34 protein-coding genes are annotated in these 26840 nt (G+C 65.4%); 31 read left to right on the top strand and 3 right to left on the bottom strand.

Annotation, left to right across the window (positions count from 1 at the left end):
• Positions 1 to 57: 57 nt before the first annotated feature.
• The gene (locus tag ACE3N6_RS09900) at positions 58 to 1440 is read right to left on the bottom strand and encodes a hypothetical protein (RefSeq protein WP_374245273.1); all 1383 of its coding nucleotides are present in this window, start codon (positions 1438 to 1440) and stop codon (positions 58 to 60) included.
• A gap of 112 nt (positions 1441 to 1552) precedes the next feature.
• Positions 1553 to 2248 carry a LexA family protein gene (locus ACE3N6_RS09905; protein WP_374245275.1) on the bottom strand — a complete coding sequence of 232 codons (696 nt, stop codon included), beginning with the start codon at positions 2246 to 2248 and terminating at the stop codon, positions 1553 to 1555.
• 85 nt (positions 2249 to 2333) lie between these two features.
• On the opposite strand from ACE3N6_RS09905, the gene ACE3N6_RS09910 reads away from it, so the two are divergent.
• Positions 2334 to 2579 carry a transcriptional regulator gene (locus ACE3N6_RS09910; RefSeq protein ID WP_374245277.1) on the top strand — a complete coding sequence of 82 codons (246 nt, stop codon included), beginning with the start codon at positions 2334 to 2336 and terminating at the stop codon, positions 2577 to 2579.
• Positions 2580 to 2677: 98 nt separating this feature from the next.
• Here ACE3N6_RS09910 and ACE3N6_RS09915 read toward each other — a convergent pair whose 3' ends face one another.
• The gene (locus tag ACE3N6_RS09915; protein WP_374245279.1) at positions 2678 to 2983 is read right to left on the bottom strand and encodes a hypothetical protein; all 306 of its coding nucleotides are present in this window, start codon (positions 2981 to 2983) and stop codon (positions 2678 to 2680) included.
• A gap of 121 nt (positions 2984 to 3104) precedes the next feature.
• Here ACE3N6_RS09915 and ACE3N6_RS09920 point away from each other — a divergent pair, with 121 nt between their 5' ends.
• The 30 genes from ACE3N6_RS09920 to ACE3N6_RS10065 all read left to right on the top strand — a co-directional run bounded on the left by ACE3N6_RS09920 (position 3105) and on the right by ACE3N6_RS10065 (position 26834).
• Positions 3105 to 3560 carry a phage regulatory CII family protein gene (locus tag ACE3N6_RS09920; RefSeq protein WP_374245281.1) on the top strand — a complete coding sequence of 152 codons (456 nt, stop codon included), beginning with the start codon at positions 3105 to 3107 and terminating at the stop codon, positions 3558 to 3560.
• Position 3561: 1 nt separating this feature from the next.
• Positions 3562 to 3768, top strand: a complete 207-nt coding sequence (locus ACE3N6_RS09925) for a hypothetical protein (RefSeq protein WP_374245283.1) — start codon at positions 3562 to 3564, stop codon at positions 3766 to 3768.
• Complete coding sequence (locus tag ACE3N6_RS09930; RefSeq protein WP_374245285.1) at positions 3768 to 4358, top strand: hypothetical protein; 591 nt, start codon at positions 3768 to 3770, stop codon at positions 4356 to 4358. Before ACE3N6_RS09925 ends, ACE3N6_RS09930 begins: the two co-directional genes overlap by 1 nt.
• 8 nt (positions 4359 to 4366) lie before the next feature.
• Complete coding sequence (locus ACE3N6_RS09935; protein WP_374245287.1) at positions 4367 to 4828, top strand: hypothetical protein; 462 nt, start codon at positions 4367 to 4369, stop codon at positions 4826 to 4828.
• Between the two features lie 6 nt (positions 4829 to 4834).
• Positions 4835 to 6106, top strand: a complete 1272-nt coding sequence (locus ACE3N6_RS09940; RefSeq protein ID WP_374245289.1) for a hypothetical protein — start codon at positions 4835 to 4837, stop codon at positions 6104 to 6106.
• Positions 6093 to 6392 (top strand): hypothetical protein, encoded by a 300-nt coding sequence (locus ACE3N6_RS09945; RefSeq protein ID WP_374245291.1) that lies wholly within the window; start codon positions 6093 to 6095, stop codon positions 6390 to 6392. Before ACE3N6_RS09940 ends, ACE3N6_RS09945 begins: the two co-directional genes overlap by 14 nt.
• 217 nt (positions 6393 to 6609) lie before the next feature.
• Entirely contained in the window at positions 6610 to 6978 is a 369-nt protein-coding gene (locus tag ACE3N6_RS09950) for an antiterminator Q family protein (RefSeq protein ID WP_374245293.1), read from the top strand.
• Between the two features lie 99 nt (positions 6979 to 7077).
• The gene (locus ACE3N6_RS09955) at positions 7078 to 7473 is read left to right on the top strand and encodes an HNH endonuclease (RefSeq protein ID WP_374245295.1); all 396 of its coding nucleotides are present in this window, start codon (positions 7078 to 7080) and stop codon (positions 7471 to 7473) included.
• 130 nt (positions 7474 to 7603) lie between these two features.
• A complete protein-coding gene (locus ACE3N6_RS09960; protein WP_374245297.1) occupies positions 7604 to 8098 on the top strand; it encodes a hypothetical protein in 495 nt (164 codons plus the stop codon).
• 131 nt (positions 8099 to 8229) lie between these two features.
• Positions 8230 to 9774: a terminase large subunit gene (locus ACE3N6_RS09965; RefSeq protein WP_374245299.1), complete on the top strand. Its 1545-nt coding sequence runs from the start codon at positions 8230 to 8232 to the stop codon at positions 9772 to 9774.
• Entirely contained in the window at positions 9771 to 10988 is a 1218-nt protein-coding gene (locus ACE3N6_RS09970) for a phage portal protein (protein WP_374245301.1), read from the top strand. The genes ACE3N6_RS09965 and ACE3N6_RS09970 overlap by 4 nt, the downstream gene beginning before the upstream one ends.
• Entirely contained in the window at positions 10985 to 11602 is a 618-nt protein-coding gene (locus ACE3N6_RS09975) for an HK97 family phage prohead protease (RefSeq protein ID WP_374245302.1), read from the top strand. Before ACE3N6_RS09970 ends, ACE3N6_RS09975 begins: the two co-directional genes overlap by 4 nt.
• 82 nt (positions 11603 to 11684) lie before the next feature.
• Positions 11685 to 12920, top strand: coding sequence for a phage major capsid protein (locus ACE3N6_RS09980; protein ID WP_374245304.1), 1236 nt, complete (start codon positions 11685 to 11687; stop codon positions 12918 to 12920).
• 57 nt (positions 12921 to 12977) lie between these two features.
• The gene (locus ACE3N6_RS09985; protein WP_374245306.1) at positions 12978 to 13352 is read left to right on the top strand and encodes a hypothetical protein; all 375 of its coding nucleotides are present in this window, start codon (positions 12978 to 12980) and stop codon (positions 13350 to 13352) included.
• Positions 13353 to 13397: 45 nt separating this feature from the next.
• Positions 13398 to 13526, top strand: a complete 129-nt coding sequence (locus tag ACE3N6_RS09990) for a hypothetical protein (RefSeq protein ID WP_374245308.1) — start codon at positions 13398 to 13400, stop codon at positions 13524 to 13526.
• Positions 13527 to 13556: 30 nt separating this feature from the next.
• Positions 13557 to 14129, top strand: coding sequence for a phage head-tail connector protein (locus ACE3N6_RS09995; protein WP_374245310.1), 573 nt, complete (start codon positions 13557 to 13559; stop codon positions 14127 to 14129).
• Positions 14126 to 14506 carry a phage head closure protein gene (locus ACE3N6_RS10000; protein WP_374245312.1) on the top strand — a complete coding sequence of 127 codons (381 nt, stop codon included), beginning with the start codon at positions 14126 to 14128 and terminating at the stop codon, positions 14504 to 14506. Before ACE3N6_RS09995 ends, ACE3N6_RS10000 begins: the two co-directional genes overlap by 4 nt.
• Entirely contained in the window at positions 14496 to 15065 is a 570-nt protein-coding gene (locus tag ACE3N6_RS10005) for an HK97 gp10 family phage protein (RefSeq protein ID WP_374245314.1), read from the top strand. The genes ACE3N6_RS10000 and ACE3N6_RS10005 overlap by 11 nt, the downstream gene beginning before the upstream one ends.
• Positions 15062 to 15421: a DUF3168 domain-containing protein gene (locus tag ACE3N6_RS10010; protein WP_374245316.1), complete on the top strand. Its 360-nt coding sequence runs from the start codon at positions 15062 to 15064 to the stop codon at positions 15419 to 15421. The genes ACE3N6_RS10005 and ACE3N6_RS10010 overlap by 4 nt, the downstream gene beginning before the upstream one ends.
• Before the next feature lie 79 nt (positions 15422 to 15500).
• Positions 15501 to 16148, top strand: coding sequence for a phage tail tube protein (locus tag ACE3N6_RS10015; protein WP_374245318.1), 648 nt, complete (start codon positions 15501 to 15503; stop codon positions 16146 to 16148).
• Positions 16149 to 16151: 3 nt separating this feature from the next.
• Positions 16152 to 16484, top strand: coding sequence for a hypothetical protein (locus ACE3N6_RS10020; protein WP_374245320.1), 333 nt, complete (start codon positions 16152 to 16154; stop codon positions 16482 to 16484).
• 217 nt (positions 16485 to 16701) lie between these two features.
• Positions 16702 to 18765 (top strand): hypothetical protein, encoded by a 2064-nt coding sequence (locus ACE3N6_RS10025; RefSeq protein WP_374245322.1) that lies wholly within the window; start codon positions 16702 to 16704, stop codon positions 18763 to 18765.
• Between the two features lie 3 nt (positions 18766 to 18768).
• Entirely contained in the window at positions 18769 to 19134 is a 366-nt protein-coding gene (locus ACE3N6_RS10030) for a hypothetical protein (protein WP_374245324.1), read from the top strand.
• Positions 19131 to 19607, top strand: a complete 477-nt coding sequence (locus ACE3N6_RS10035; RefSeq protein ID WP_374245326.1) for a DUF1833 family protein — start codon at positions 19131 to 19133, stop codon at positions 19605 to 19607. The genes ACE3N6_RS10030 and ACE3N6_RS10035 overlap by 4 nt, the downstream gene beginning before the upstream one ends.
• Complete coding sequence (locus ACE3N6_RS10040) at positions 19607 to 19999, top strand: hypothetical protein (protein ID WP_374245328.1); 393 nt, start codon at positions 19607 to 19609, stop codon at positions 19997 to 19999. The genes ACE3N6_RS10035 and ACE3N6_RS10040 overlap by 1 nt, the downstream gene beginning before the upstream one ends.
• A complete protein-coding gene (locus ACE3N6_RS10045) occupies positions 19990 to 24327 on the top strand; it encodes a host specificity factor TipJ family phage tail protein (protein WP_374245330.1) in 4338 nt (1445 codons plus the stop codon). The genes ACE3N6_RS10040 and ACE3N6_RS10045 overlap by 10 nt, the downstream gene beginning before the upstream one ends.
• Positions 24324 to 24962, top strand: a complete 639-nt coding sequence (locus ACE3N6_RS10050) for a hypothetical protein (protein ID WP_374245332.1) — start codon at positions 24324 to 24326, stop codon at positions 24960 to 24962. The genes ACE3N6_RS10045 and ACE3N6_RS10050 overlap by 4 nt, the downstream gene beginning before the upstream one ends.
• 86 nt (positions 24963 to 25048) lie before the next feature.
• Complete coding sequence (locus ACE3N6_RS10055; protein ID WP_374245334.1) at positions 25049 to 25408, top strand: hypothetical protein; 360 nt, start codon at positions 25049 to 25051, stop codon at positions 25406 to 25408.
• Complete coding sequence (locus ACE3N6_RS10060; RefSeq protein ID WP_374245336.1) at positions 25408 to 26322, top strand: hypothetical protein; 915 nt, start codon at positions 25408 to 25410, stop codon at positions 26320 to 26322. Before ACE3N6_RS10055 ends, ACE3N6_RS10060 begins: the two co-directional genes overlap by 1 nt.
• A gap of 2 nt (positions 26323 to 26324) precedes the next feature.
• A complete protein-coding gene (locus ACE3N6_RS10065) occupies positions 26325 to 26834 on the top strand; it encodes a lysis system i-spanin subunit Rz (RefSeq protein WP_374245337.1) in 510 nt (169 codons plus the stop codon).
• Positions 26835 to 26840 lie beyond the last annotated feature (6 nt).

Here is a 26840-nt window from a genome sequence, read left to right on the forward strand (position 1 = left end):
GAAGACACGGTAGCAAAAACAACCTCACTTGGCCAGCAGTGCCTGGCCCGATTGGACTCAGGATTTTATGGCTGCGAGCATGTACTGAAGGGCGGGTTCCCAAGTGTCAACCACGGCGATGAGCTGCCTTCGCGTTGGAAAGGTGTTTCCGTGAACCGCTCCACCCAGGGCGTGAAGGCCATGAGAAATGTGTTTGTCCGAATTGGCCTGGCCTAGCACTTGTTGTACAGGGCGAGGGGCACTGTTTGCCTGCGCAAAATGGGCGCACTGCTGAGCAAGTTCGGCGTCGTTCTTGGGGTGACGGTTCGGGAGATGGTGGCGAAAGTAGAGCAGCATTACGCGCTCGACGAATGCGCGCACAAGGTAATTGGCGGCAAACTCATGATCGTCAATCGGTAGGTGCAGCATTTCATTTCGAAGTTTGGCTAGCGCCTTGTCTGTCGTCTTGACCGTGAAGCTGCTGTTGATGAGCCGAAGACGATGTGCTGGGTTGGCCGTGCTTCGGGTGCGGGTTGCGCTGGAACCGGATGTCTCGGCGGCCGTGCTTTGCGGTTTTGGGGGTGGTGCGGGTTTTGGGAGCCGAGTGGAGGGGGTGAGCCCTTGCGACGCGAGTTGTCCAACGTAGTCGTCACGCTCGCCTGCTTGCGCGCGCGAGTGAACGCGGGGTGTTTCGTTGTCTGCTCTCGGTAGGGCATCGAGCACAAGTCTGTGGAGCGCCGTATCGACTTCTGCGGCTTCGTGGGTAAAGACCAGTTGCCCTTCCGCGTCGAGATCGCCCAGCCCCAATATTGCCCGGCGAGTTTTGTTGTTGAGGTAGCGCGAGAGCGTGGTGATTGGAACTGCGGAGTGCTGCTCTTTGCTCAGCAGTCCAAGCGCAAGCAAGCGTTCGAGCACGCGAAGCGCGAGGATGTTGGCCTTCGCTGTGGTGTTTGCTGCCGAGCGCGTGGCGGCCCGCGTCTTTGCACCTGCATCCCATTCCCTGGTGCCGATGCCGCCCTGCAGGCCCAGGTGCCGGCGATCAATCCAGGGTTGAGCCTTCGCTCGGTCGGAAAACAGGAAGACGTGAAGCTGGCTGGGTATTTTGGCCTCTTTGGCGAGGCGCTTGAAGGTGTTGCGAGACTCGGCATTAGGGGCTCGGGCCGGGTCGGTGAGTAGGATAAGGGCGCACGTCCGTCGATTGCCTTCTACGGCGATGAAGTGCCCGGGCATGCCCTCGTGTTCGATCACTCCCATGACCTCCAGAGGGCTCATCGCACCTTGCGATGCAATATCGGTGGCGAGTGCAATCAGTTGATTGTCACAGAGCGCCGCGATGATCTCTGATTCGCGCTCAAGACTTATGTGTCGTGGATTGTTTCCGTCCAGATGCACAAGCCGTGAAGAGATGGTGTGGTACTGATTGACCTGGAGCGCGGTAGGGGGATGTTGATTGGCCTTCATGGCTGCGATGTATTTTCCGTTGAAAAATCAATCGACACGCTGCGAATCTGATCTTTATGTCAAATGCGCAGATTGACCAAGGAATGCCCGAAATGCGTTCTGAAGGGCATCGTTAGTCGTCTTCCCACTTCCCAATCACCGTCCCCAGCACGCGGAACGGCTCCATGATCGGTGGATGTTGAGGGTTGAGGGGCTTGAGCCATCGGCGGCCTGCATCCTCCACGTAGGTCTTGAACGTCACCTGGTTGGCGCCTTCGAGCTTGGCGATGATCCTGTCCCCCGAGTTGGGGCTGCGGCGCATTGGGTCGACGAAGATGATGCAGCCGTCCGGGTAGCTCTTGCCGTAGGGGGCCGTCATCGAGTCGCCATCGACGCGTAGCGCGTAGGTGTGCTCTCCGTTGCGCTTCAGGTGCGGCAGCCAGCGTTCGGCGTACCCCGGTTCGTAAATATCGACAGCCTCGCTCCACTCTCCGGCGCGAACCCAGGAGATCAGCGGAATGCGGCCCTTGATCTCTGGCGCCGGGGTGACGTTCTCAACAAGACGTGATTCTGCCGATTCTTGTGACGGATGGGTATTAGACGAAAGTGATAGGTGAGGTGACACCAGCCATCCCGCGTGGAGGTCGGGACGTAAGCGTGACTCAATCTCCCGCGCTACCTTTTCGCCGAATGACTTTCGGCCGGCAATCATGTCGTTGATCTGCCGATCAGGTTTGCCAGCGGCCCTGGCGACATTTGCTAGGCCTTGGCGATTCACTTCCGCCTGAAGCAGCGCGCGGCGAGCTGCGGCGATGTCATTTTTTTCCATGATTCGATTACACCAAATGGTTGCAGCGCCGAATACTCACCGTTAGGTGTTGTTTGATTACACCTTCTGGTGTATGTTTCGGCGCATGCAACTCAAGGCCTACCTCCGCTCTATCCCCGTCGCGGCCCGCAAAGCCTTCGCGGCGCGTTGTGGAACGTCCCACGCCCACCTGCGCAACATCGCCTATGGCAAGACCTGTGGCGAGGCGCTGGCCATCGCCATCGACCGCGAATCGGGTGGCCGGGTAACGGTCGAGGAACTGCGCCCGGATGTCGATTGGGCGTACCTGCGCGGTACGGCCAGGCCTGCTGCTTTGCAGGCGTCTGCATGATGCCCCTCACGCAATTTTCTCCCTCCTCTCGGCGTGGTGTCTCCTCCGCCGAGTGCTTCCCCCCGCCGGTTCATGGGTGCCGGCGGGGATTTTTTCGCCTAGCGAAGGGGGCTGAGGTTGCCGCTGATGAGCCGTTCGCGTGAGGGATGGGGCGGCATGGGTTCGAGCGAGATCTTGATGCGCGTCCAGCCGCACAAGGATGTGGGCAGGCCGATGCGGGAGGTGTCGGGGCAGCGGGTGTGGGATAGGGCGCTGCCGGTGACGAGGGCGCTGAATGCCTTGCGCGGGCTGGGGTAGCTGCCGAGATGTTCGCCGCCCAACACGATGTGCCAGCGGCCGTCGCGCCTGGGTTCGATGGTGGCCTGCCCGTAAGCGGCGGTGGGGTAAGTGAACTTGGTGGGCATGACCGGATGGGTGGGTTGAACCTGATTGTCATTCTAGGTGCTCGATATGGGCAGCGGGATGAATTTAGTTTATGGAGGGGTGTAGGCGATGACACGTGAAAGAGGCCCGGCGTTGACGGATTTGGAGCACCCCAAGACGCGGTTTCGGCCGGTGTTTGTGGCGCTGCACAGCGACGCGAAGCGCTACCCGGGCGGGGTGACGGCGCTGGCCAACGAGCTGGGGATGAACCCGTGCGTGCTGGCCGACAAGCTCAACCCGAACATCTTCGACAAGGTGCCCACCGCGCGGGAGCTGCTGGAGGTGTTCGAGCGGACGCGCAGTGTGCCGACGGCCAATGCGCTGGCGCTGTTGATCGACCGCACTACGGTGCGGATTGGGGACGCGGACGCGAGCCCGCGCGAGGTGGTGCAGGCGTTCATGGCGCTGACGCGGCGCGCATCGGAGGCAATGGCGCAGGGCGCCGAGGCGCTGGAGGACGGCCGGATCGACCCGGACGAGCGTGCGGTGCTGGAGCCGATGGTGGATGAGCTGATCTGCACGGCGGTGGCCTTCCGGGCCTTTCTGCGTGGAGCGTGATGTGGAACTGCCCGGGGTGACCTTGCGCTTTCTGGCTGTGCCGGTGGCCTTGTTGCCGGCACCGCAGCAGCAGGCGCCGTGCTTGGCGTGCGCGTACGTGGCTCCGGCCGAGCGTTGCCGGGTGATGCGCGCCCAGGCGGTGGCCTGGGGCTTGCCCGATTGCTCGGGCGATTTTGTTTATCGGGAGGTGACGTGGGAGCCGACGTAATGGTGATGCGGGAGTTGATGCGCATCGAGCGGGTTCAGGAAGTGCTTAAGGTGTCGGCTGTGCCGGCGCGGTTGCTTGAGCAGGTGTTGTCGGACTGCGGCATTGCGCCCGTTGGCCGTGATGCGGCGGGCAGCCTGTTGTGGGCGGATGTTGACGTGGTAGCTGCTCAGGAGGCGGTCCGGACGCGCTGCAAGCTGAAGCTCTCCGGGCTGGGGCTGGGCGGCGAGGCGCTGGCCGATGTGGTGCGCGAGGTGCTGCAGGCCGAAGCGGGCACGGCGGTGCAGCGGGCCGTGGATCGCAATCTCTCCACGGCGCTCGATGAGATGGACGGTCGGCTCGACAAGCTTCAGGAGGGGATTCAGGGGCTGTTCCGTCAGCAGGGGGCCAATGGCCAGACGCTGCGTGATGTCGCGCAGAACTGTGCGGGGCTGGTCGCTGAGATCCGGGCTGGCAATGCCGCGGTGAAGAAGGACGTGGGCGCGGCGCTGGCGAAGTTCGAGAAGCAGACCGAAGTGCTGATGCGGTCGGTGGCGGAAGAGCTCACCGCCCTGCGGAGATCGATCAACGAGATGGCGCGGGTGACCAAGTGAGGCGGGAAGTGATCGAACGCCCCATCGAGCTGGCGCCGGAGAAGCATCGGGAGTTGATGTTGTGCCGGCGTGGCGAAGTCTTGCTGCCGATGTCGCCTCAGCCTGCGCTGGGTGACAAGGCGCTCGCGCTGTTGCGGGCGGCGCTGGCCGAACTCGGGATGATGTACGCGCCCGGGGATAGCGAGGCGGATCTGCTGGATACGGCGTTCCGCGAGGGCGTGCTGGATTGGCGTTGCCCGTGGGGGCGTCCTGGCGATCTGCTGTGGTGCCGGGAGCCTTGGGCGCAGGTTGGGCGCTACTTCCGCTACCGCAACCGGGATGCGATCAAGGGCGATGAGATTGTCTGGCTGCCGGCGGCACGCATGCCGCGAGAGGCCGCTCGGCTGGTGATCCAGATTGATGATGTCGGTATCTCCCGCGACGACCTGGGGCGTTACGTGTGGGCGCTTGGCGTCGAGGCGAGCCGATAAGACGCCATGGGCATTTACCTGAACGACGCCGAGCTGGAGACGCTTTACCGGATCGAGGACTGTCTGGTGAAGACGTACGTGTTCATCCGGAGCCGGATGGATCGGCGCACCGGACGTGTGGGCACGGTATCCGGCATCAGCTATCAGGCGATTGCGGAGCACGGTGAGTACGAGGTGCGGAAGGGAGCCGGGGTGCAGGTTGTGCGCCTCGGCAAGACGCCGGACGAGGCGCAGGAGGTGGCCCGGCGGTACGTGAAGCGGCTGATCAAGGCCGGACTGCTCGTCGCCATCGGCGGGCCGGTGCTCTGTTTTTTGTGCGCGAAGGCCGACTATGGACAAGTCCGCCCAAATCAAACGCACCGGGAACGCACCACCCATTTACCCACAGAACGCACCACCCCAGACGCTACGGATAACCCTGATTTTATGCGGGGTTTGACGGGTTTGGGGGTGGAACGCACCACCCACCCGGAAGGGCAAAAACAGCCGAACGCGCCACACATCAAGAATCAAGGTTTGTACACCTCCCAATCATCGTCAACAACTGGTCGTGAAGTAGCGCCGGGCGACGCTGGCGCGGGGGTGAATCGAGATCGGGCTGCGCCCTCACAAGCCGGCTTGCTCGGGCGACCCGGCGAAACCCACGACGACCCTTATCGAGATCGCCCTGTGGGCTCACACGTCGGCCCACGGGGGGCCGACTTCGAGGAAGGTTGTCGAGATCGGCCTCCGGCCTCGCACCCGGCGCAGGCGCGCCGTTTGGCTGCCGAGCCTGATCCGTCTGGTGCGTCTCCCGGCGTGCAGGGCGCGGACAGCGCTCGCAGTTCGGCAGAAAACGAGTCGTTTGCGAGTGGCATGCCTCCGGACGCCGAGGAGCGGTTTTTGAGGGCCGTTCTCGATGCTCGCGGGGTGCGGGCGCTGCCTTCGGATTCGGCGGTGCTGGCCGGTTGGGTGGCGGCGGGAATCTCTGCGGACGAGCTGGATGGCGTCATCGAGCGGGCGCGGGCGGCGCGGATCAAGGCGGGTTCGACCCAATCCATAAATTTGCCTTATCTCGCTCAGATCGTGACCAACGATCTGGCGGCAGCGCGACGGGCGGCTGCACGGCTCGCGGGTGATGCGCCCAGGGCGTGGCGGGGCGGCGTGGCGGATCTCGAAGCGCTCGCGCGGCGACTCCGGATCTCCGGGGCGCGGCCGGGCGAGGATGCGGCGGCATTCCGTGCCCGAGTGGCTGCCGCTTGGAATGCCCAGCAAGGGGGTGGTCATGGCGCAGCGTAGGCAGCCGGCGCTCACGCCCGAAGAGCGCGAGCGCAATCGCAGGGAGGCGAATGAGCGGCAGCGGGCGCGTTGCGCCGAGATTGCCCGGGCGGCGACTGCGCAGGCGCAGGCCTGGCTTGTGGCGCACGGCGCCATGGTGCCGGGCGAGGGCGTGCGGGCGCGGCTGGTTCGGCTGAATGAGTACCGGCAATCGCTCGTGCAGGCGTCTGCACCAGCGTACCGGCCGACTGCTCGCCAGATCGGCGCCCGGCCGGTCGAGGGGGTTTACGAGGAGATCGAGTTTTGAAGTATCCGGCGCACCTGCGGGCGGCGGTCGTGCAATTCCGCGCGGATTTCAATGTTGTCACAGGGCGTTGGGTTAGGCAGGGCTGGCATTCGGCTGTGGAGGTTGAGTCGTGGCGGGTGGAAATCCGACGAATCATGGAAAGCGGCACCGACCGGGATATTCAGGACGTGTGCAAGTGTTGGCGAGGCATGGCAGTTGAGAGTGAAAGGGGAGTGAAGTGATTCCGTACGTGAATACGCTGTTGGTCGCATGGGGCAGGTGGGTGGTTCGCAATCAGGACGGTGGGGTCGGCTGGCCGAAGTGCTCGCCGATGTTCAATGATGCGCCGGTGGGCGCGGTACCCGTTGGATCGAGGCCGCCGCTCGGTATTGGGTGGTGTATCGATGAATGTGAGCAGACTGAGCAGGCGGTGCAACGGCTGAACGAAGCAGACCGCATGCTGTTGAAGGAGGTGTATGTCATCGGGGGCACGACGAAAGCCATTGCGGAGCGGCTTGGTTGGCATCGGCAGCGCGTACCTGAACGGCTTGATGCGGCAGGGGGGCGTTTGTTAGGTCATCTGAGCGATGTAGCGGCCGGCTGTTGACGTATCCGGTCACTTTTGAAAGAATTCGGCTATAGCAGTATTTTTGCGTCTAAGGCCCACCAGTCACCGCTGGCGGGCCTTTCGCTTTTGGGGGGCGGCATGCCTGTATCTGCACCAAAGCCATGTACGAGCCCGGGCTGTAAGGCACGAGCTGTGCCTGGTGGTAGTCGCTGCGAGGCTCACGTAGTTGCGGCCGGGTCGTTCGCAGACCGCTCCCGGGGGACGCGGCATCAGCGCGGCTACGGGACGGACTGGGACGCGAAGCGACTGCAGATATTGGAGCGAGACAACGGGCTTTGTCAGGAGTGCTTGAGGCAGGGCCGTGTGACGCCTTGTGGTCACAAACCATTTACGGCGTTCTGCGATCACATCCGGCCCAAGGCCGAAGGCGGCACGGACGATGACGACAACCTCCAGACCCTATGTTCTTCATGCCATCGCGCGAAGACTGATCGCGAGAAGTTGAGGGGTAGGGGGAGGGGGAGGGGGGTGTAAATCTCTACCTCCCAACCCCGCAGGACCGAGCACCAAGGTCCCGAACCTCGCGCAGGGATTTTTGAGGGGGGAGGGGGGTAACAGGCTGCAGGTCACTGAAGCGTTTATTCACGCTCGGTGGCCTTTTTTTATGGCTGAAAGCCAGGAGGCGATTGTGGACGGTGATACGCCTGATCTGAAGGTGATTTCCGGCAGCTTCGGGAAACCCGCCGCGCGCCCGGTTGGAGGCGAGGTCGTGTCTCCGTCGCCGCCACCCGGGGCGAACCTGAGCACGCAAGAGCGTCGGGTGTGGGAGTACATCTGCGAGCAGCTCCAGCTGTCCGGGGTCGAGCACCGCACTGCCGGCATAACGATTGTGATCATCGTGCGGGCCTGGCTGAAGGTCATCGAATCTCTGAAGGACATGGCGGAGAAGGGAGAAGACCTCATCTCCGAAGCCGGCAACCCTTACATGGCGCCGTGGACGCAGCGCTACTACCAGAATCTGAAGGTGCTTGAAAAATGGTTGCCTCAAGCGTGCCTGACGATCCCGTCCCTGGCCAAGGTCAAGGAAGGGCAGGGCGGACCAAAAACCGGCGATCTGTTCGAAGACGTGCTGGGCTTCGCAAGCGCGCATCCCGGCTGATCCCGGACGTACTGCACCCGTGGGACGCCTACGGTGTTGCGGTCCTCACGGGCAAGATCGTCGTTTGCGAGTACACCTGGCTGTCCGTTTATCGGCACTACCAGGATCTGCAGGACGGCGCCAAGCGCGGATTGGAATTCAGCCCGGCCCACGCGGCGCACTGCATCGGGTTCTTTCCGAAGTTCCTGGTGCACGTTGAAGGTCCGCTCGGTGGCAAGCCCTTCGAACTCGACCCGTGGCAGCAGTTCTTCACCGCGGTCCTGGTTGGCTGGCGCAACGTCGACGGCTCCCGCCGGTTCCGCACTGGCTACATCGAAGTCGCGCGCAAGAACGGCAAGTCCACCTGGATGGCCGGCCTCGGCTTGTACTTCACCCGGTTCGACCGCGAGCCCGGCGCCAACGTCCATAGCGTCGCCACCAAGCAGGAGCAGGCACTCGAGATCTACGATCCCGCCGCGCTCATGGTCAAGAAGAGCAGGGCCCTCTCGGCCGTGCTCAAGGTCTTCGACTCACGCAAGAAGATCACCAGTCTCGACGGCAGCTGCAAGTTCGACCCGCTCGCCTCCGACAGCGACACCCTCGACGGCCTCAACCCATCGGTTGCGCTCATCGACGAACTGCACGCCCACAAGACCCGCGGCGTGTGGGACGTCATGCGCTCCGCGATGGGCGCCCGCCGTCACCCGCTGCTACTGGCGATCACCACCGCCGGATTCATCCCCTATGGCATCTGCACCGAGCAGCGTCGCTATCTGGTGCAGATCCTCCAGGGTGAAGTCGACAACGACGCCTACTTCGGCGTCATTTTCACGCTCGATGAAGGCGACGACTGGCGGAAGGAAGCCACCTGGAAGAAAGCCAACCCCAGCCTCGGCACCGCCAAGAGCCTCGCCTATATGCGCTCCGAAGCGCGGTCGGCGGCCGAGGTGCCCAGCCAACTCAACAACTTTCTCACCAAGGAGCTGAACGTGTGGGTCAATCAAGCCCAAGCCTGGTTCGACATCTTCGTATGGGACAAGGGCGCCAAGCCCATCGATGTCACGGCGCTGCACGGCCGGGAATGCTACGGCGGTCTCGACCTCGCCGACACCACGGACCTTGCCGCCTTCGAGCTCGTCTTCCCGCCGGTCGAAGGCGACCCCGACTGGTATCTCCTATCCTGGGTCTTCTGCCCCGAAGAGAACATCGAAACCCGCACCAAGCGCGACAAAGTGCAATACCCCGACTGGGTCAAGAGCGGTCACCTCATCGCCACCCCCGGCAACGTCACCGACTACGAACGCATCCGGCAAGAAGTGCTCAAGGCCAAGGGCCTGTTCGACCTCCGCGAGGTCGGCATCGACCCCTGGAACGCCACGCACCTCACCAGCCAGCTGCTCGAAGACGGCGTCGACATGGTCAAAGTCCCGCAAAACTTCGGCCACCTCTCTGCCCCCTCCAAGCGGCTTGAAGAGCTGGTGATCTCCAGGCGCCTGCGGCACGGCGGTCACCCCGTCCTGCGCTGGTGCGCGGGCAACGTCACGCTCCTGCGCGACAGCAACGGCAACTACCGCCCCAACAAGGGCAAGAGCACCGAACGTATCGACCCCATCGTCGCCGGCATCATCGCCATCGGCCGTGCGCTCGCCAACGTCACCGAAACCAAAGTCTACGACGGAAGCCTCGACACCCTATGAACCTCCGCCACCGCTTCACCACCTGGCTGCTTCGCGGGCTCCACCCCCGCGACCCCGCCCTTGCCGAATGGCTCACCGGCGGCCTCGCCATGTCCGGCGTCGCCGTCACCGTCGAATCAGCCCTGCGCGTCGCCGCCGTCTATTCCGCCGTCCGCGTCCTCTCCGAAACCCTCGCCAGCGTCCCGCTCATCGTCTATCGGCGCAAGCCTGGCGGCGGCAAAGAGCGCGCCACCGACCACTGGCTCTACCCGCTCCTGCACGCCGCCCCGAATGGCTGGATGACCAGCTTCGCCTGGCGTGAAATGGGCGTGGCCCACCTCTGCCTCAAGGGCGCAGCCTACAGCCGCATCGTCGGCGACCCCCGCGGCCGCCGGCAGCTCATTCCCATCCACCCCGACAACATCCGCGCCGGCCTCCTCGACAGCGGCAAGCTCGCCTATCGCGTGCAGACGTCTGCAGGGCAGATCACCCTCCTGCAAGACGAAGTCCTGCGCATCCCCTTCATGACCCTTGACGGCGTCACGCCCCTCACCCCCATCGGCGTACAGCGCGAAACCATCGGCTCCGCCATCGCCACCGCCGACTACGGCGCCCGCTTCTGGGCCAACGACGCCCGGCCCACTGGCGGCTGGATCGAATGGGACAAAGACTTCAAGGACGACGCCGCCCGCAAAAGCTTCCGCGAGCAATGGCAAGAAAGCATGACCGGCGCCAACCGCCACAAGACCGCCATGCTCAAGCCCGGCATGAAATACAACAGCTTCGCCCTCAACATGGCCGACGCCCAGTACATCGAAAGCACCAAGCTCCACCGCACCGAAATCGCCAGCATCTACCGCGTCCCCCCGCACATGATCGGCGACCTCGAGCGCGCCACCTTCAGCAACATCGAACAACAGTCCATCGACTTCGTTGTTTACACCATGCAGCCGTACTTCGCCCGGTGGGAACAAGAACTCACCCGCGGCCTGCTCAGCGAAGCCGAGCAACAAGACTACTACGTCGAATTCCTGGTGGACGGCCTCCTGCGGGGCGACGCCACCGCCCGCGCCAACTACTTCCGCACCGCCATCCTCACCGGCTGGATGAACCGCAACGAAGTCCGCGCCATTGAAAACATGAACCGCGCCGAGGGGCTCGACGAATACCTCACCCCCCTCAACATGACGCCCGCAGACCTCCTGGCCGAAACCGTAAAAGGAAAGCTCCAATGAAAGACCTCGAACGCCGCTTCTTCCACTGCGACGCGCTCCGGATCGAAACCCGCGCCAAGGACGGCAAAGAACGCCCGGTCATCCGCGGTCACGCCGCCGTCTTCAACCAACTCTCCGAAGACCTCGGCGGCTTCCGCGAACAGATCGCCCCCGGCGCCTTCGCCGATGCCATCAAGCTCGACGACGTCCGCGCCCTCTGGAACCACAACGCCGACTATGTCCTCGGCCGAAACCTCTCCGGCACCCTCGTCCTCGCCGAAGACGCCCGCGGCCTCGCCATCGAAATCGACCCGCCCGACACCCAATGGGCGCGCGACCTCCTCATCAGCATGGAGCGCGGCGACGTCAATCAAATGTCGTTCGGCTTCAGTCTCCGCCCCAACGGCCAGGACTGGGCCAAGGACGACGCCGGCCAGGTCATCCGCACCCTCAAGCGCGTCCGCCTCTTCGACGTCTCCCCCGTCACCTACCCCGCCTATCCCCAAACCGACGTCGCCGTCCGCGAGCTGCGCAGCTGGGAAGGGCAGGGCAGCACCGCCGCCCAGGCCGAACAGCACGCCGCCGCACTCCGGCACATCCAGCACCTGCGCATGCAGCTCGACCTCAGCGCATAAACGCAACACCCGCAGCACCACCAAGGGCCGCCCGGGCAACCGCGCGGCCCTTTTCATTTCGCAGCCCACCAGGAGCCACACCATGACCAAACGCCTCAACGACCTCCGCCACCAGCGCAGCCAGCTCGTCGACCAAGCCCGCGGCATCCTCGCCAAAGCCGAAACCGAAAAGCGCGGCCTCACCGCCGAAGAGCAAGGCCAGTACGACAAGATCTTCGCCGACCAGGAACAGCTGCGCGGCACCATCGAAGCCGAACAGCGCCAGGTCGAACTCGAACGCAGCCTCGCCGGCACCCAGCTCAACGAGCAGCGCGCCAATGATGGCAACCCCGACGACGGCCCCGACGGCGCCGGCCGCGACAGCAAGGCCTACCGTGCCGCCTTCCGCAGCCTCCTGCTCAACGGCCGCTCCGGCCTCACTGGCGACCAGCTGCGCGCCCTCTCCGCCGACGTCTCCCCCCAGGGCGGCTACACCATTGCCCCCACCCTGTTCGTCGATACGCTGCTGAAGTTCGTGGATGACGAAGTCTTCATTCGCCGCTACGCCACCAAGTACAAGATCAAGGGCTACTCGAGCCTCGGCGCCCCCAGCCTCGACAACGACCCCGCCGATGCCGACTGGACCAGCGAAATCGCCTCCGGCGCCGAAGACAGCACCATGAGCTTCGGCAAGCGCGAAATGCTCGCCAGCCCCCTCGCCAAGCGGCTCAAGGTCAGCAACAAGCTCCTCAACAACAGCAACATGGATGTCGGCACCCTTGTCGCCACCCGGCTTGCCTACAAGTTCGGCATCACGCAGGAGAAAGCCTTCCTGATCGGCAGCGGCTCCAGCCAGCCCCTCGGCGTCTTCACGGCCCACAACTCCGGCATCCCCACCACCCGCGACATCGCCACCGGCAACACCACCACCGGCATGACCTTCGACGGCCTGGTGAGTGCCAAGTACGCCCTCAAGCCCGCCCACCAAAAGAAGGCCCGCTGGCTCTTCCACCGTGACGGCGTCGCACAGATCGCCAAGCTCAAGGACACCACGGGCCAATACCTCTGGAACCCCTCCCGCAAGGAAGGCGAATCCGACATGGTCCTGGGCCTGCCGGTGGACATGTCCGAGTACGTCCCCAACATCTTCCTCACCGGCAAGTACGTCGGCGTCATCGCCAACTGGGAACACTACTGGATCGCCGACGCCCTCGACATGCAGATCCAGGTGCTCAAGGAACTCTACGCCGAAAGCAACCAGACCGGCTACATCGGCCGCCTCGAAACCGACGGCATGCCCGTGCTTCCCGAAGCCTTCGCACGCGTCAAGCTCGCGTAAGCCCTCGCCACCCCGGCGCCTGCCCAGCGCAGGCGCCTACACCCACCAGGAGCCACCATGCAAGATTTCAAGAACACCATCGAAGTCGGCCGCAGCATCGCCCCGGCCGCCTACACCGCCACCGTCACGGGCACGGGTGTCGACACCATGAACAGCTCGCAGGTCGTCGTCATCCTCGACCCCGGCACCATCACCGACGGCACCCACACCCCGTCGATCCAGGAAAGCGACGACAACACCACCTTCACCACCGTCGCGGCGGGCGACCTCATCGGTACCCCTGCAGCCCTCGCCAGCAACGTCATCCAGAAGATCGGCTACATGGGCCGCAAGCGCTACGTCCGCGCCCTCGTCACCGTCGCCGGTGCCACCACCGGCGGTGTCTATTCCGCCAAGGTCCTCGGTGCCCTGCTGCGCCGCGGCCCGGTCTAACCCCTCCCACCCACTACGCCCCGGCCCACGGGGCAGGAGACCCCCATGAAAGTCAAGATGCTCGCCACCATGGCCGGCCCCGAAGGCTGCTACCCCGCCGGCTCCATTGCCACCTTCGACAAAGAGTTCGCCCAGATCCTCATCGACGCCAACTACGCCGAAGCCGCCGAGTAAGCCCCCTCAAACCCAAGCCCGTCCGCCACCATGATCTACAAGCGCATCACCGCCCCCGCCGTCGGCGCCGTCACTCTGGCCGAAGTCCGTGCCGACCTCCGCCTCGACACCACCGACAGCGACGCCCTGATCGCCGACCTCATCGCGGACGTCACCGACGCGGCCGAGCGCAAGCTCGGTCGCGCCCTCATCACCCAAACCTGGGAGGTCGTCCTCGACGCCTTCCCCGATGGCCCCGTCAAGCTCCCGGCGCCGCCCGTGCAAAGCATCGTCAGCGTCACCTACACCGACACTGCGGGCGCCCAACAAAGCCTCACGGCCCCCGCCTGGCTGCTCGACAAAGACGCCGAACCCGGCTGGCTCTTCCCCGGCTACGGCACCACCTGGCCCGAAACGCGCGCCATCCCCAACGCCGTCCGCATCCGCCTCACCGTCGGCTATGGCGACACCCCGGCCAGCGTCCCCGGCTCCATCAAGCGCTGGATACGTGCCCACGTCGCCCAGCTCTTCAACAACCCCGAAGCCAGCGCCGAAGGCCTGCAACCCATGCCCCTGGTCGACCGCCTGCTCGACCCCTACTGCATCCACGAGGTCCCCCAATGAAACCCATCAGCATCCAGCAGCGCACCAAACCCATCAGCGCCGGCACCCTCAAGCACCACATCAGCATCCAGCAGCGCACCGACGCCCGCAACGCCATCGGCGACGCCGTCACCACCTGGGGCGACATCGCCACCCGCATCCATGCCGACGTCCAGCCCCTGCGCGGCCGCGAATTCATCGCCGCCGCTCAGGTGCAAGCCGCCATGGACATGCGCGTCATCATCCACCGCCGCCCCGGCCTCACCCGCGAAATGCGCCTCGTCTGGCACAGCACCGAAGGCGACGTGCCCCTCGACATCATCGGCATCGCCCCCGTCGGCAAGCACGGGCTCCACCTTGAAATCATGGCCAGCTCGGGGGTTCGCAATGCCCTATGACGTCACCGTCAAGATAGAAGGGCTCGCCGACCTCAAGCGCGCCCTCGCCGACGTCCCCAACAAGATCCGCAAAGGCGCCCTCAAGCGTGCCCTGCGCCTCGCCGGCAACACCGTGCGCGATGCCGCACGGGCCGGCGCCCCCGTCCTGCAGACGTCTGCACGCCACCGCAAGCCCGGCACCGTCAAGCGCAACATCGTCGTGCGGGCCAGCAAGTTCGCCAGCCGGGCCGGCGACGTCGGCGTCTTCGTCAGCGTCAAGCCCCTCCGCGGCAAGGCCCAGATCAAACAGGGCAGGGCAGGGGCAAAGAACCCGAATGACCCCTACTACTGGTGGTGGCAAGAATTCGGCTGGGTTGCCGGCGGGCAGCGTGTGCGCGGCGGCCGCCACACCCGCGCCCTTGTCCGCAAGCGCGCCCTCGAAAGCGGCAAAGCTCGGCGCATTCCCGGCAAATACTTTCTCACCACCGCCGCCAAAGAAAAGGGCCAAGACGCCATCAGCGTCTTCATGCGCGAAGCCATCCCCGCCATCAACCGACTCAACGCCAAGAGCAAACCATGAGCGCCGAAAGCACCCTCTACGCCATTCTCGATGCCCACCCAGGCCTCGCCGGCCTGGTCGCCGACCGCATCTACCCCGGTGCGCTCCCCGAAGGCGCCGGCTACCCCGCCATCGTCTTCGCCCGCACCGACACCCAAGGCATTGACACCCTCCACGGCAGCCGCATCGCAGAAGACGTCACCCTCAGCGTCCAGGCGTGGGGGAGTGGCCGTACCCAAGCCAACGCCGTCGGCGACCAGATCCAGGCCGCCCTCCAAGCCTCCGGCAACCTGCCCACCAACCGCGCGGACATTGCCGACGAAGCCACCGGCCTCGAGGGCGTCGAGATCACCGTCACCCTGCTCATCAACCTGTAGCACCTTGCTGTAACCCCTCCCCGTTTCCACCACCCCGGCCCGCCCATTGCGGGCCGTTTCACTATCAGGAGCCCGCACCATGCCCACCGTCCGCAAATGGACCGGCGTTGCCGTCGCCATGCAATCGGCCATCGCCGCCGCCGTCACCATCAGCAGCGTCGCCATCGGCGCTACTGCCACCGTCACCACCTCCGCCGCCCACGGCTACGCCAACGGCGACTACGTCCTTATCGCCGCCAGCGGCATGCGGCAGATCGACAGCCGCGTTTTCCGCGTATCCGCCTCCGCCTCGACCACCTTCGTGCTCGAAGGCGAAAACACCACCGGCTACGACGCCTTCACTGGCGGCACGGCGCAAAAGATCACCTTCGGCACCAGCATCGGCACCATGCTCACCGTCAATGCCGCGGGCGGTGATTACGACTTCATCGACACCACCACCATCCACGCCAACGGCCGCACCCAGATCCCCGGTCTCCCCAGCGCCGCCAGCTACAGCTTCGACAATATCTGGGACGTTACCGACGCCGGCCTCGTAGCCATGAAGAACGCCACCGACCTGCAGTCCAAGCGCTGCTTCAAATTCACGTTCGGCCCCGGCGGTCCGACCATGGTCTTCAGTGGTTACCCCGCCTGTACGCTGCTGCCCGGCGGCTCTGCGCAAGACAAAGTCACCACCCCCAGCTCCATCACCATGGACGGCACTCCCACCTACTACGCGAGCTAAGCCATGAGCCTCCTCGACAAACTCCGGGCAGCCCGCGAAGTCCGCAAGCCCATCGGCGCGCACACCTTCGTGATCCGCCGCCCCACCGACCTCGACATGGCCCGCTGGCGTGGCAACCCCGCTCACGCCGACCTCTTCAAGTTCGTCGTCGGGTGGGATGGCGTCAACGAAATCGACATCATCCCCGGGGGCGACCCGCACCCGGCCCCGTTCAGCCCCGACCTCCTTACGGAATGGCTGTCCGATCGCCTCGACCTCTACGGCCCCCTCGCCGAAGCGGTGCTCGCCACCTACACCGACCACAAGGCAAGCCAACAGGCCGCAGTGGGAAACTGACTGGCTGGCTCGATGGCCTCGATCTCCCCGAGGCCATTCGGCCAGCCGCCTCGCCTGACACCGCCACCCGCTTTGCCGTCGCCGCCTGGAACCTCATGGGCGGTCAGCTCGACTGGTCTGCCCTGGAAGTGGTCGCCGAGCTGCTCGGTATTACTGACATTGAAACCCTGGTGCTGCAGCTCGTCGCCATCCGCGACCGGCCGCGGCAGGAGTAGTCATGGCTATTGCCACTTTATCAATCGACATCGAAGCCAAGCTCGCCAAGCTGCAAGACGGCATGGATCGCGCCGTGGCCGTGTCGGAGTCCGGCGCCAAGCGCCTCGAAGGGGTCTTTGCCGCGGCCTCCGCGGCCCTGGCCGTCTTCGCTGCGGCAGCGCCCGTCGCCGCCCTGGCCAGCATCGTCAATCATGCCGTCGACGTCACCGGCGCCATGAAGGACATGCAGGAATCCTTCGGCGCAAGTGTCGACGGCCTCTCCCAGATCCGGGCTGGCGCCGCGCTCGGCGGCAAGACCATCGCCGACATGGAGGGCCCGCTCTCCAAGCTCGTCAAGTCCCTCGACGAAGCCGGCGACAGCAGCAGCGACGCCGCCCGGGCATTGGAAGCCCTGGGGCTCAACGTCGCCGACATCCGCCAGATGTCGCCTGATCAAGCCTTCATCGCCATCGCCAACGCCACGCAGGATTACGCCGACGGCGCCGGCAAGGCGGCCGTCATGACCGCCCTCTTCGGCAAGGAGGGCGCCAAGCTGATCCCGACGCTCAACGACGTCGCAGAAGTCGGCGGCAAGTACCTCAAGATCACGCAAGCCCAGATTGACGCCGCAGATCAGTACGACAAAAACATGAAGCGTCTCGCGGCTACCTTCGACGACTTCAAGGTGCGTATTGGCAACGCGGCAATTCCGGCCCTGAACGCCTTGGCCGACGAGTTCAAAGATGCATCGACGGCCGGTCTTGGGTTCTTCGAAATAATCAATCAGGTTGGCCGAATGAAAGGGCCATTCAATGAATCGTGGGGCAAAAAGGCCGCAGATGCCAGACGCGATATCGAAGGGCTCAAGAAGGCAATTGAGAATCTCGGTCCGCTGGGGAATGTAAAGTTCATAAAGGAAAACTACGAGTCAAAGCTGGCAGATAAACAGCGGCTTTACGAGTTCTACAAGGCTCGCCAAGCGGCTGAGGCCCTCGGCGACGATCCAGAATCCAATAAGGATCCTCGTGATCGGCAGGGCAGCGGCAATAAACCGGATGTTGGCTTCAGTGGCAATGCGCCCCCGAAGACCCCCAAGGCTAAGGCCAAGAAAGTCGAAGACCCCCTGGGGGATTTCATCCAGGACGCCGAAGCCCGCTACAAGCCGTTCGAGGATTCCCTCAAGCGGCTGCGCGACATCAGCCTCGACGCCGCCGTTGCCAATGCCGAACTCACCCGCTCCGAACGCGCCCTCTACGACATCGTCAATTCGCCCGAATGGCAGGCCATGTCCGAGCCACTGAAGGACGTCATCCGGGCCGAAGCCGAAGCCGCCATCGTCGCCGAAAAAGCGGCGACCGACATGAAGCGCCTCAACGAGCTGCTCGCCGCCACCGACTCCGCCCGCCTCGAAAAAACCCGCGCCGACATGAAGTTGCTGGCCGAAGCTCTCGAGGGTGGCACGATCACGGCTGAGCAGTTCGAGGAGGCAGCCACTGCTGCCCTCGGCAACGTGGCCGACAAAGGCAAACAGGAGTTCGATGACCTCGAGCGCATCATCGACGGCTGGGGGAAAGACAGCGCCAAGAGCATCGCCACCGCCCTCACCAGCGGAAAGGCCAGCCTCGCAGATTTTGCCGATTTCGCCAATCGCATCCTCTCCGACGTGCTGGCGCAGATGATCTACAAGAACGTCACCGGCCCGGCCACTACGGCGCTCAGCAGCGTCAATTGGGGCGCCATGTTCGGCTTCGCCGACGGCGGCATCATGAGTTCCGCGGGCCCGCTGCCGCTCAAGGCCTACGCCTCCGGTGGCGTGGCCACCAGCCCGCAGATCGCCCTCTTTGGCGAAGGTCACATGAATGAAGCTTTCGTCCCCCTGCCTGACGGCCGCAGCATCCCCGTCACCATGAAAGGGCGGGGCAGCGGCGGTGTGCAGTCCGTACGCGTAGAGATCATCAACGAAACCAGCCAGCCGGCCCGCGCCGCATCCGTGCAGCCCACGCTCGACGTGGACGGCATGGTGGTACGTGTCGTGCTGCGCGACCTCAACAACAACGGGCCGATCCGTCAGGCCCTGGGAGCTTGATCCATGCCTGCCTGGCCCAGCTATGCCCACATCCAGCTCGACGGCTACGCCGAGCAGCGCGAAACCGCGCTGCAGAGCACCGACATGGAATCCGGCCCCCCAAAGGTTGTCCGCGTCAAAAGCCGCGTTATGGTGCGCCGGCCCGCGGTTGTGCGCTTCGCCACCCGAGCCGACTACCTCAGCTTCATCACCTGGTTCCAGACCGACATCAAGCACGGCGCCCTGTGGTTTGACTGGCTCGACCCCATCACCCGCAGCACCCGGCAAGCTCGCATCAAGGCCGGCGAGCTAGGCGATGCCGTGCTGCTTGGCTCCGCATCCCTCGACCGAGGCGTGCGCCTCACCCTCACCCTGGAGACCTGGCAATGAGCCGCACCTACAGCCTTACCGCCCGCCGGCAGCTGCACGGCACCGTGTCCGACGATCCGCCGCTTGTGTTGCTGGAGATCACCCATGAGGCGCTCCCGCAGCCGGTGCGCGTGGTGGGGGATTCGCAGGATCTGGTGAGCAACGGCAATGTATTCGTCGGCATGGGCTTCCGGGTTCGGCTGCCCGACGACGTTCAGGGCCAGCAGCCGCGTGCCGAGCTGGGCGTCGACAACATCGGGCGAGAGCTCATGCAGTGGATCGAGCAGTCTGCCGGCGGGCGCAATGCCAAGGTGCGGTTCATGCAGGTGTTGCGCAGCGCGCCAGACAACATCGAGTGGGAGATCAGCATGTACCTCAACAACGTAAGGGCGACCGTCTCGGAGGTGTCGGGCGAGCTGGGCTTCCCCCGGTTGCTCGATGTGCCGGCGGTGGGTATCCGCGCCGATCCGCAGACCATGCCGGGGATTTTCTGATGGCGCATTGGAGCGAGACTTACATCGGGCGCCCCTATGTGCCCGGCACCTACGATTGCGCCGCCCTGGCTGCCGATGTGCAGCGTGAGGTGTTTGGCCGGCCCGTCGCAATCCCGGGTGAGCGGCCCGACGATCCTGCCGCGTCGGCGGCGATGCTGGTCAGCCTGCAGGCCGATCACGCGCGGCGCCTCGATGAGCCCCAGGAGGGCGCCGTGGTGCTCATGCGGCGCGGCCCGCTTGCCCGCCCGTGGCATGTGGGCACCTATTTCGAGCAGGGCGGCGAGGGCTGCATCCTGCACACCACCCGCAGCGCGGGTGCGGCCACCGTGGTTCGGCTGCGCGATCTGGCGCGGTTCGGCCTCAGCGTTGAAGGGTATTACACATGGATCTGATCTCTCCTGCTGCCGTGCAGACGTCTGCACGGCAGGCTTCGCTTGTTTGGTCTCCGCACCCGCTGCTTGCCGCCGAGGGGCGCGTGGTGGCCTTCGATCCGCCCACCGGTGGCGAGTCCCTCCATGCCTATCTCACGCGCCTCGGTGTGGATCTGTCCGGCCCGGTGATCGTGGCGGTGGATCGCACCGTGATCCCGCGCGAGTGGCTGCACCGGGTCAAGCCCAAGCCCGGCACGCTCATCACGGTGCGCGCGGCGGTGGCGGGGGGGGATGGCTCTCAGGTGGTCGCCATGGTGGCGATGATTGCGCTCATGATTGCGGCCCCGTATCTTGGCATGGCGCTTGCCACCGGGATGACGGGCAGCAGCATTGCCGCTACCACGTTCATTGCGGGCACCACCCTCACGCCTGCCATGATCGGCACGGCCGTTGTCACTGTTGCGGGCAGCATGCTCGTCTCGGCGCTTGTCCCGCGCCCGAAGGTTGACCTCGGCCGCGCCATGTCCACCGCCAAGGACAGCCCCACCTACAGCCTGGCCGGCGGCAGCAACCAGCCCCGGCCGTATGAGCCGCTCGCCCTCACCCTGGGCACGCACCGGGTATATTTTGACCTCGCGAGCCGCCCTTACTCCGTCAATGTGGGCGACGACCAATATCTTTACCAGGTGTTCCACGTTGGCCTGCGCGGTGGCCAAGGCCCGCTGCGCGTGGCGGATCTGCGCATCGGCGATACCCCGCTCTCCGATTACTCCGGCGTCGTCACCCAGTACACCGAAGACGCCATGCCCACGCTCATGCCCTACAACGTGGACACCCTCGCGGGCGCATCTGTCAGCGTGGCCGGGGGCCCGGTCACCCGCACCACCAGCATCGACACCACCCGCATCGAGCTGGATCTGCAACTGATCCTGTTCTACACAGGCGACACCGGCCTCATCGGCCGCGCCGTGGACGTGAAGCTCGAATACCGCGCCGTGGGGTCCGCCACCTGGCTGCCCATCGGCGATGCGCCCAGCTACGGCTACTACACCCATTACTGGTCCCTTGGCTACACGTACACCCCGCTCGCCGGCATGGGCGACCCGTACTGGAAGCAGACTGCCTACGACGGCAACCGCAGTCCCGCTGCGCACGTTGACGGTGTTGGCGGCTGGTGGTGGCGCCCCTACGCCGAGCGCCCCGTGAGCGACCCAGCCCCGCCCGACTACCTTACCGACAGCTCGGCCGTGCTCCACATCAACGGGGCCAGCGCCACGCCCATCCGTCGCACCTACGGTATCGACGTGGCCAAGGGCCAGTATGAGATCCGCGTCACCCGCGTGTCGCCCGACGAAACCGACAGCCGCGCCACGTCCGACATCAGCCTTGTGGCGGTCAAAAGCTACCAATCCCAGGCCGGCAGCTTCACCGGGCAGACCTTCCTCGCGGTCAAAATCCTCGCCTCTGGCCAGCTCAACGGCACCGTGGCCACGCTCTCGGGCGTCGTCTCGCAGCCCATCGCCCCGGGTGAGTACTCCTCCAACCCGGCCGACCTCTTTCTGCTCTACGCCCGCGGCTACCGCATGGGTGGGCGCCTGCTGTGGGGCGCCGGCCTGCAAGATAGCGAGATCGATCTCGCGTCCGTCAACGCCTGGCGCACTTACTGCAACACCAAGGCGCTCACCTGCAACATCCACATCGACAGCGCCAAGAGCGTGTGGGACATCCTGCAAGCCATCACCCGTTGCGGCCGTGGGTCGCCCAGCTGGGCCACGGGAAAGCTCGGTGTGCTGTGGGATGCAGCCAGCCTCCCGGTGATCGCCGTGTTCGGCCCCAGTAACATCAAACAGGGCAGTTTCGAGGTGGTATATGGCTCCGAGGCCGCCGCCGACGAGATCACGCTCACCTACATCAACGCCGCCAACAACTGGCAGACCGACACCATCCGCGTGCTGGCGCCGGGCGTCACCACGCCCAAAAAACCCGCCGCGCTGGAGCTGTGGGGCGTCACCAACCGCGACCAAGCCGTGCGCGAGTGCCGCCTGCAGGCCGCCCAGCAGGCGTATCGCAGCCGCATGGTGAGCTGGGTGACAGACATGGAAGGCCTTGTCGTCACGCGTGGCGACGTGGTGATGCTCTCCCACGACATGACCCAGTGGGGCATGTCCGGCCGGCTGGTGGGCGGCTCGACCACCGTGCTGCAGCTCGACCGGAGCATCACCCTGAACGCGGCAGGTAGCTGGATCACCGTGGTGTCGCCTGACGGCACCATGACCACCTGCCGTGTCCAGTACGTTGCGGGCGAGGTGGCGAGCGTGACGCTGCTCGATCCGCTGCCCAGCGCGCCGGACGCCGATCACCCCATCGACTGGCGCTGGGTGGCCGACTACAAGGCCACGCCGGGCAAGCGTCTCAAGATCACCGACATCAAGCCGGCGAGCATGACCGAGGTCCGGATCACGGCAATGGACGATCCGGACGAGTATTACGCCTACGAGTCGGGTGCCTACACGCCCCCGGCCGTCACGCCCTGGACGTCCTCGGACCCGGTGATTACCGGGCTGCGCTTTGCCGAGGAGCTGGTGCCTGCCGGCGCGGGCTACTCGGTGGTGCTCATCGCAACGTGGTCGGAGAAGGGGGACATCGCAACGCGCCGCGTGCGGTATCAGGTCAATGGTGGGCCGTGGATCGATCTCGGCCTGGTGGATGGCTCGTCGGTCCGGATCGATGTGCCGTCGAGCGGTACGGTGAATGTGGCGGTGCTGGGCTACGACGGCGCCGGCCGGGTGCCGGCATCGGCCAAGGTGAGCGGCTCGCGGAACATCGTCGGTCGCTACACGCTGCCGCCGGCCGTCACCGGCTTTGGGGTTTCGACTGCGGCGGATGGAACGCGCGTCCTCACCTGGGCCGTCGATGCCGTGTCGGCCGACGTGGGGTACATCGAGATCCGCTGCGCGGCGAGCAGCTCGACCGCCTGGGCCTCCATGGGCAGTGGTGCGGTGGTGCTCTACAAGGCCGGTCGATTCGAGACCAGCCTGCCTGCTGCCGGCACGTGGACCTTCGAGGCGCGCATGCTCGATGGTGCGGGCGGTTACAGCGCAGCCGGTGCGCGGGTGACCGTGACGCTGGGGTCGGCGCCGGTCAGTGCGGTAGGTGGGGCAAACCGGGCATTCAACACGTCGGCACATCCGCTTTATCCCAATGATGACGGGTGGTCGGTCTGGACGAACGCAGGTAGCGGGTTTGCCGGCAGCGAGGCCGAGAAGGGGTATGTGCTCCCGGCGTGGGCTACCTACGCAATGCCCGGGGGGGCGTCGCGGTTCTTGCATGCTGTCGGTCCGGTGGTCATCGGGCGAGAGCTGGAGTGGAATGTTCATCCGCAGCAGATTCAGGTGCTCCCGGGTACCCGTGTAGAGGCTCATGCGCTGACTGGCGCTATGCGCTGCACCGCAGCGGTGTGTATCAACTGGTATGACGCTACTGGGGCACTTACACAGGTTACCGTAGGGAGCAACGTGGCCGAGAAGCCCGGCGGAACTACGCTGGCCGACTTCAAGAAGACCGGAGGTTTTGCCGTCGCGCCGGCTGGCACCAGGTGGATGTCGCTCTGCATCAAGCTCCGCGACATGACAGGGGCTGATGCCTATGTGTTCTGCGACCAGGCCTACATCGGCGAGGCGCTTGACGCTCAAAGCGTGCTCTCGCCATGGTCAGATGGGGCGCGGGCTGTTACTAACACGGCACAGCTCGCTGACGGCGCGAACTTGGGAAAGACCGCGAACTGGTCTGGCGTGACGGGAGCCGGTAAGCCCCAGGACAATGCGACCGTGGGCGCCACCTTAGGCGTGAACGTCGCTGGCCAGATATCTGCAAGCAATGTCTCGACGTTGGTCGCAGATGGGGCGATGGGGACGACTCAGCTTGCATCGCAGGCTGCCACGTCCGTCATGCAGGCCGGCAGTTCGACCTATTCCGGGCTCCTGTCGGGTGCTGCGTCCGCAATCGGCTATTTCGACCTGCTTGATGAGGCAAAGACCGGCGCGGTCGTGGCGGTGTCGAGCTGCGGGATGTTCTGGCCGCAAGGTGCCACCGACGTCATTTGCAGCATCACGGCGATTCCTGGCACGCCGAGCGGTCCCGGGCTGGGGCCTCCGTGGGGAGCCGAGTACACGCTGGTGTCGGACTTCGTTGTCGCCAAGTTTCCGAGTGCCGACGAACGGGGATATTCGATCACGACATCGTTTGTGCTGCCGCCGGTGCAGAACATCCGGATCTTCGTGAAGCTGCGTCCGTCGAGCGCGTATATGTACGTCAAGCAAACAACGCGAATTGAGGTGATAAAACGATGATGGGTGCGATCTATGGCCCTGACGGGCTGTTTACGGGGGGTCTCGTTGCGGGCTCCGACGAGTCGCTGATGTTGCGCCTTGTGCCGGAAGGCATGAGCGTGTGGCGCTACGACGCCGCGCCGCCCGACCCGCAGCGCTGGCGTGTCGAGGCGGGCGAGCTGGTGGAGTACCAGCCGCCGCGGCCCGCCGATACGGAGCTCGTGGTCTGGTCGTGGGATGCCGAGGCGTGGCGGTGGGCGTCGTCGCCGACCCCGAAGGCGGTGCGGGCTGCGGCGGCAGAGCAGATCGATGTGGCTGCAGGGCGTGCGCGCGCTCGTTACATCACGTCGGTGCCGGGGCAGGATGCCACCTATACCGCCAAGTACGCGGAGGCGCAGGCCTATGCGGCGGCGGGCTATCCGGACTGTGTGGCCGGCTTCCCGTATATCGCGGGTGAGTCGAGGCCGGAAGCCAACCGATCCGCCCGCGAAGCGGCGGACCGGATCATCGCCGTTGGCGACCAGTGGAATCTGGTGATCGGCCCGCAGATCGAGGCAACCCGGGTGAACGGGAAGGATCGCGTGTCGAGGCTCAATCGTCCGGCGGAGGTGGTCGCCGCAATGGAAGAAGTGGTCGCTGCCTTGGACGCCATTTAAAGGGCAGCATGCGCCGCATGGCGTGCAGACGTCTGCACCGCGATTGAAACCCGCTCCGGCGGGTTTTTTCTTTTTTAGGGGGTGATGTGGCAGAGCCAAACATTGGGCAGGTGCAGGAGGCGCTGGAAGGCGTGCGGGAGGACGTGCGCGAGATCCGCAGCGCCATGTCGAAGATGGCCGACGCGGTGGTGCGCCTGGCCGTCCTCGAGGAGCGCCACCAGACGGTGTCGTCGGCACTCGACCGGGCCTTCTCGGCCCTTTCCAAACTCTCCGAGCGGGTGCGCGACCTTGAGCAAACCCTCCCGGAAAACCTCGAGGCGCGGCTGCGCGACCTCGAACAGGCGCAGCCCGTCCAGAAGCTCACGTCCGGCTGGACGATAGGCATCGTGGGCTTTGGGGCCGGGCTGCTCGCAACGATTCTTCTCAAGAAAATGGGGGTGATGTGATGTTGAAGTCGGTTCGTTTCTGGGTGCTGTGGGTGGCCGTGCTGGTGGTGGGCGGCTGGTATCTGGCGGGCGACCCGTCCGGCGGCCTGCAGGTGACCGAACAGCTGCGCACGCTGGTCGGGGTGCTGGTGGCGGCGCCGCTCGTCTATGCGCTGCGCCGGGCGTTTGCCGAGGCGGTGCGTGGCAAGGATCTGGCCGACCAGATCCGGAGTGGCAACGTGGCGGCCGGGCTCGCTTACTTGGGCCTGTGCCTGCTCACCGGGCTGCTGTTTTTGGCGGTGGCGCCGCGGGCCTTTGCGGCGCCCATGCCGCCGGGCGCGGTAACGCACCTGCCCACCCTGCAGGCCGAGATCGCGGCCCGCTGGCCGGGCATGGGCATGCCGTCGATGTTGGGGGCGCTGGTGGAGCAGGAGAGCGGCTGGCGCGAGCGGGCCACCCTCAAGACCAGCCGGGAGGAGGGCGTCGGGCTGGGGCAGTTCACCCGGGCCTACACGGCGGATGGCCGGCTGCGCTTTGATGCGCTGGCTGAGGTGTCGCGCCTCGATCCGTCGCTCGCCGCCTGGACGTGGGCCAACCGCTACGACCCGCGCCTGCAGCTACGCGCCGTGGTGGTGAAGGTGCGAACGTGCCACGCGCGCCTCTCCCGCCTGGTGCGCGACGATTACAACGCCCTGGCCATGTGCGATGCGGCCTACAACGGGGGTGAGGGCGGCGTGATGGCCGAACGGCGCCTGTGTGCCCAGGTGGCCGGCTGCGACCCCGGGCGGTGGTTCGGCCATGTGGAGCACCACTCTACCAAGAGCCGCGCCAAGTGGCAGGGCTACGGCCTCAGCGCCTTCGACATCAACCGCACCCACGTGCGCAACGTGATGGTGGTGCGGCGGGCCAAGTACGTGCCGGTGATGGGGGCCTGACCGTGCTGACGGCCATCATCCCCTGGCCCTGGCGGGCGCTGGCCATCGTGCTGCTGTGCGCCGCCTCCGGCGTGATCGGGTGGCTCGATGGCACCCAGCATGCCGGGGCCGATGCCCTCGCGCGGGAGCGCGACACCGCCCAGGCCGTGGCCGAGCGCGTGCAGGTGCTGCAGCAGCAGGCCCGCGCGGCAGAGCAGCGCCACGCCCAGGCCCTTGCAGACGTCTCAACGGATTATCAACGGAGGATCAATGAAGCGAACCACGTTCGGGCGGCGGATCGCGCCGCTCTTCGCGCTGGCACTTTGCGCCTGCGCGACCCCGACAGCGCCGCTGCGGGTTGTGGAGATCCCGCCGCCCAGGCTGGCGCCGGTGCCGCCGGACGTGATGGTCGAGCGCCCGGCGAACTTTCGGCAGCGGCTGCTGGATTTCTTCTCGAACTCGCCAGCGACGCCGACGACGTTGCCCGGCAGTTAGCGGCCTGCCAGCGGGAGGTGATCGAGGATCGACGATGAATGGAG

The sequence above is a fragment of the Zoogloea sp. genome, from assembly GCF_041904905.1.
GTDB lineage: Bacteria > Pseudomonadota > Gammaproteobacteria > Burkholderiales > Rhodocyclaceae > Zoogloea.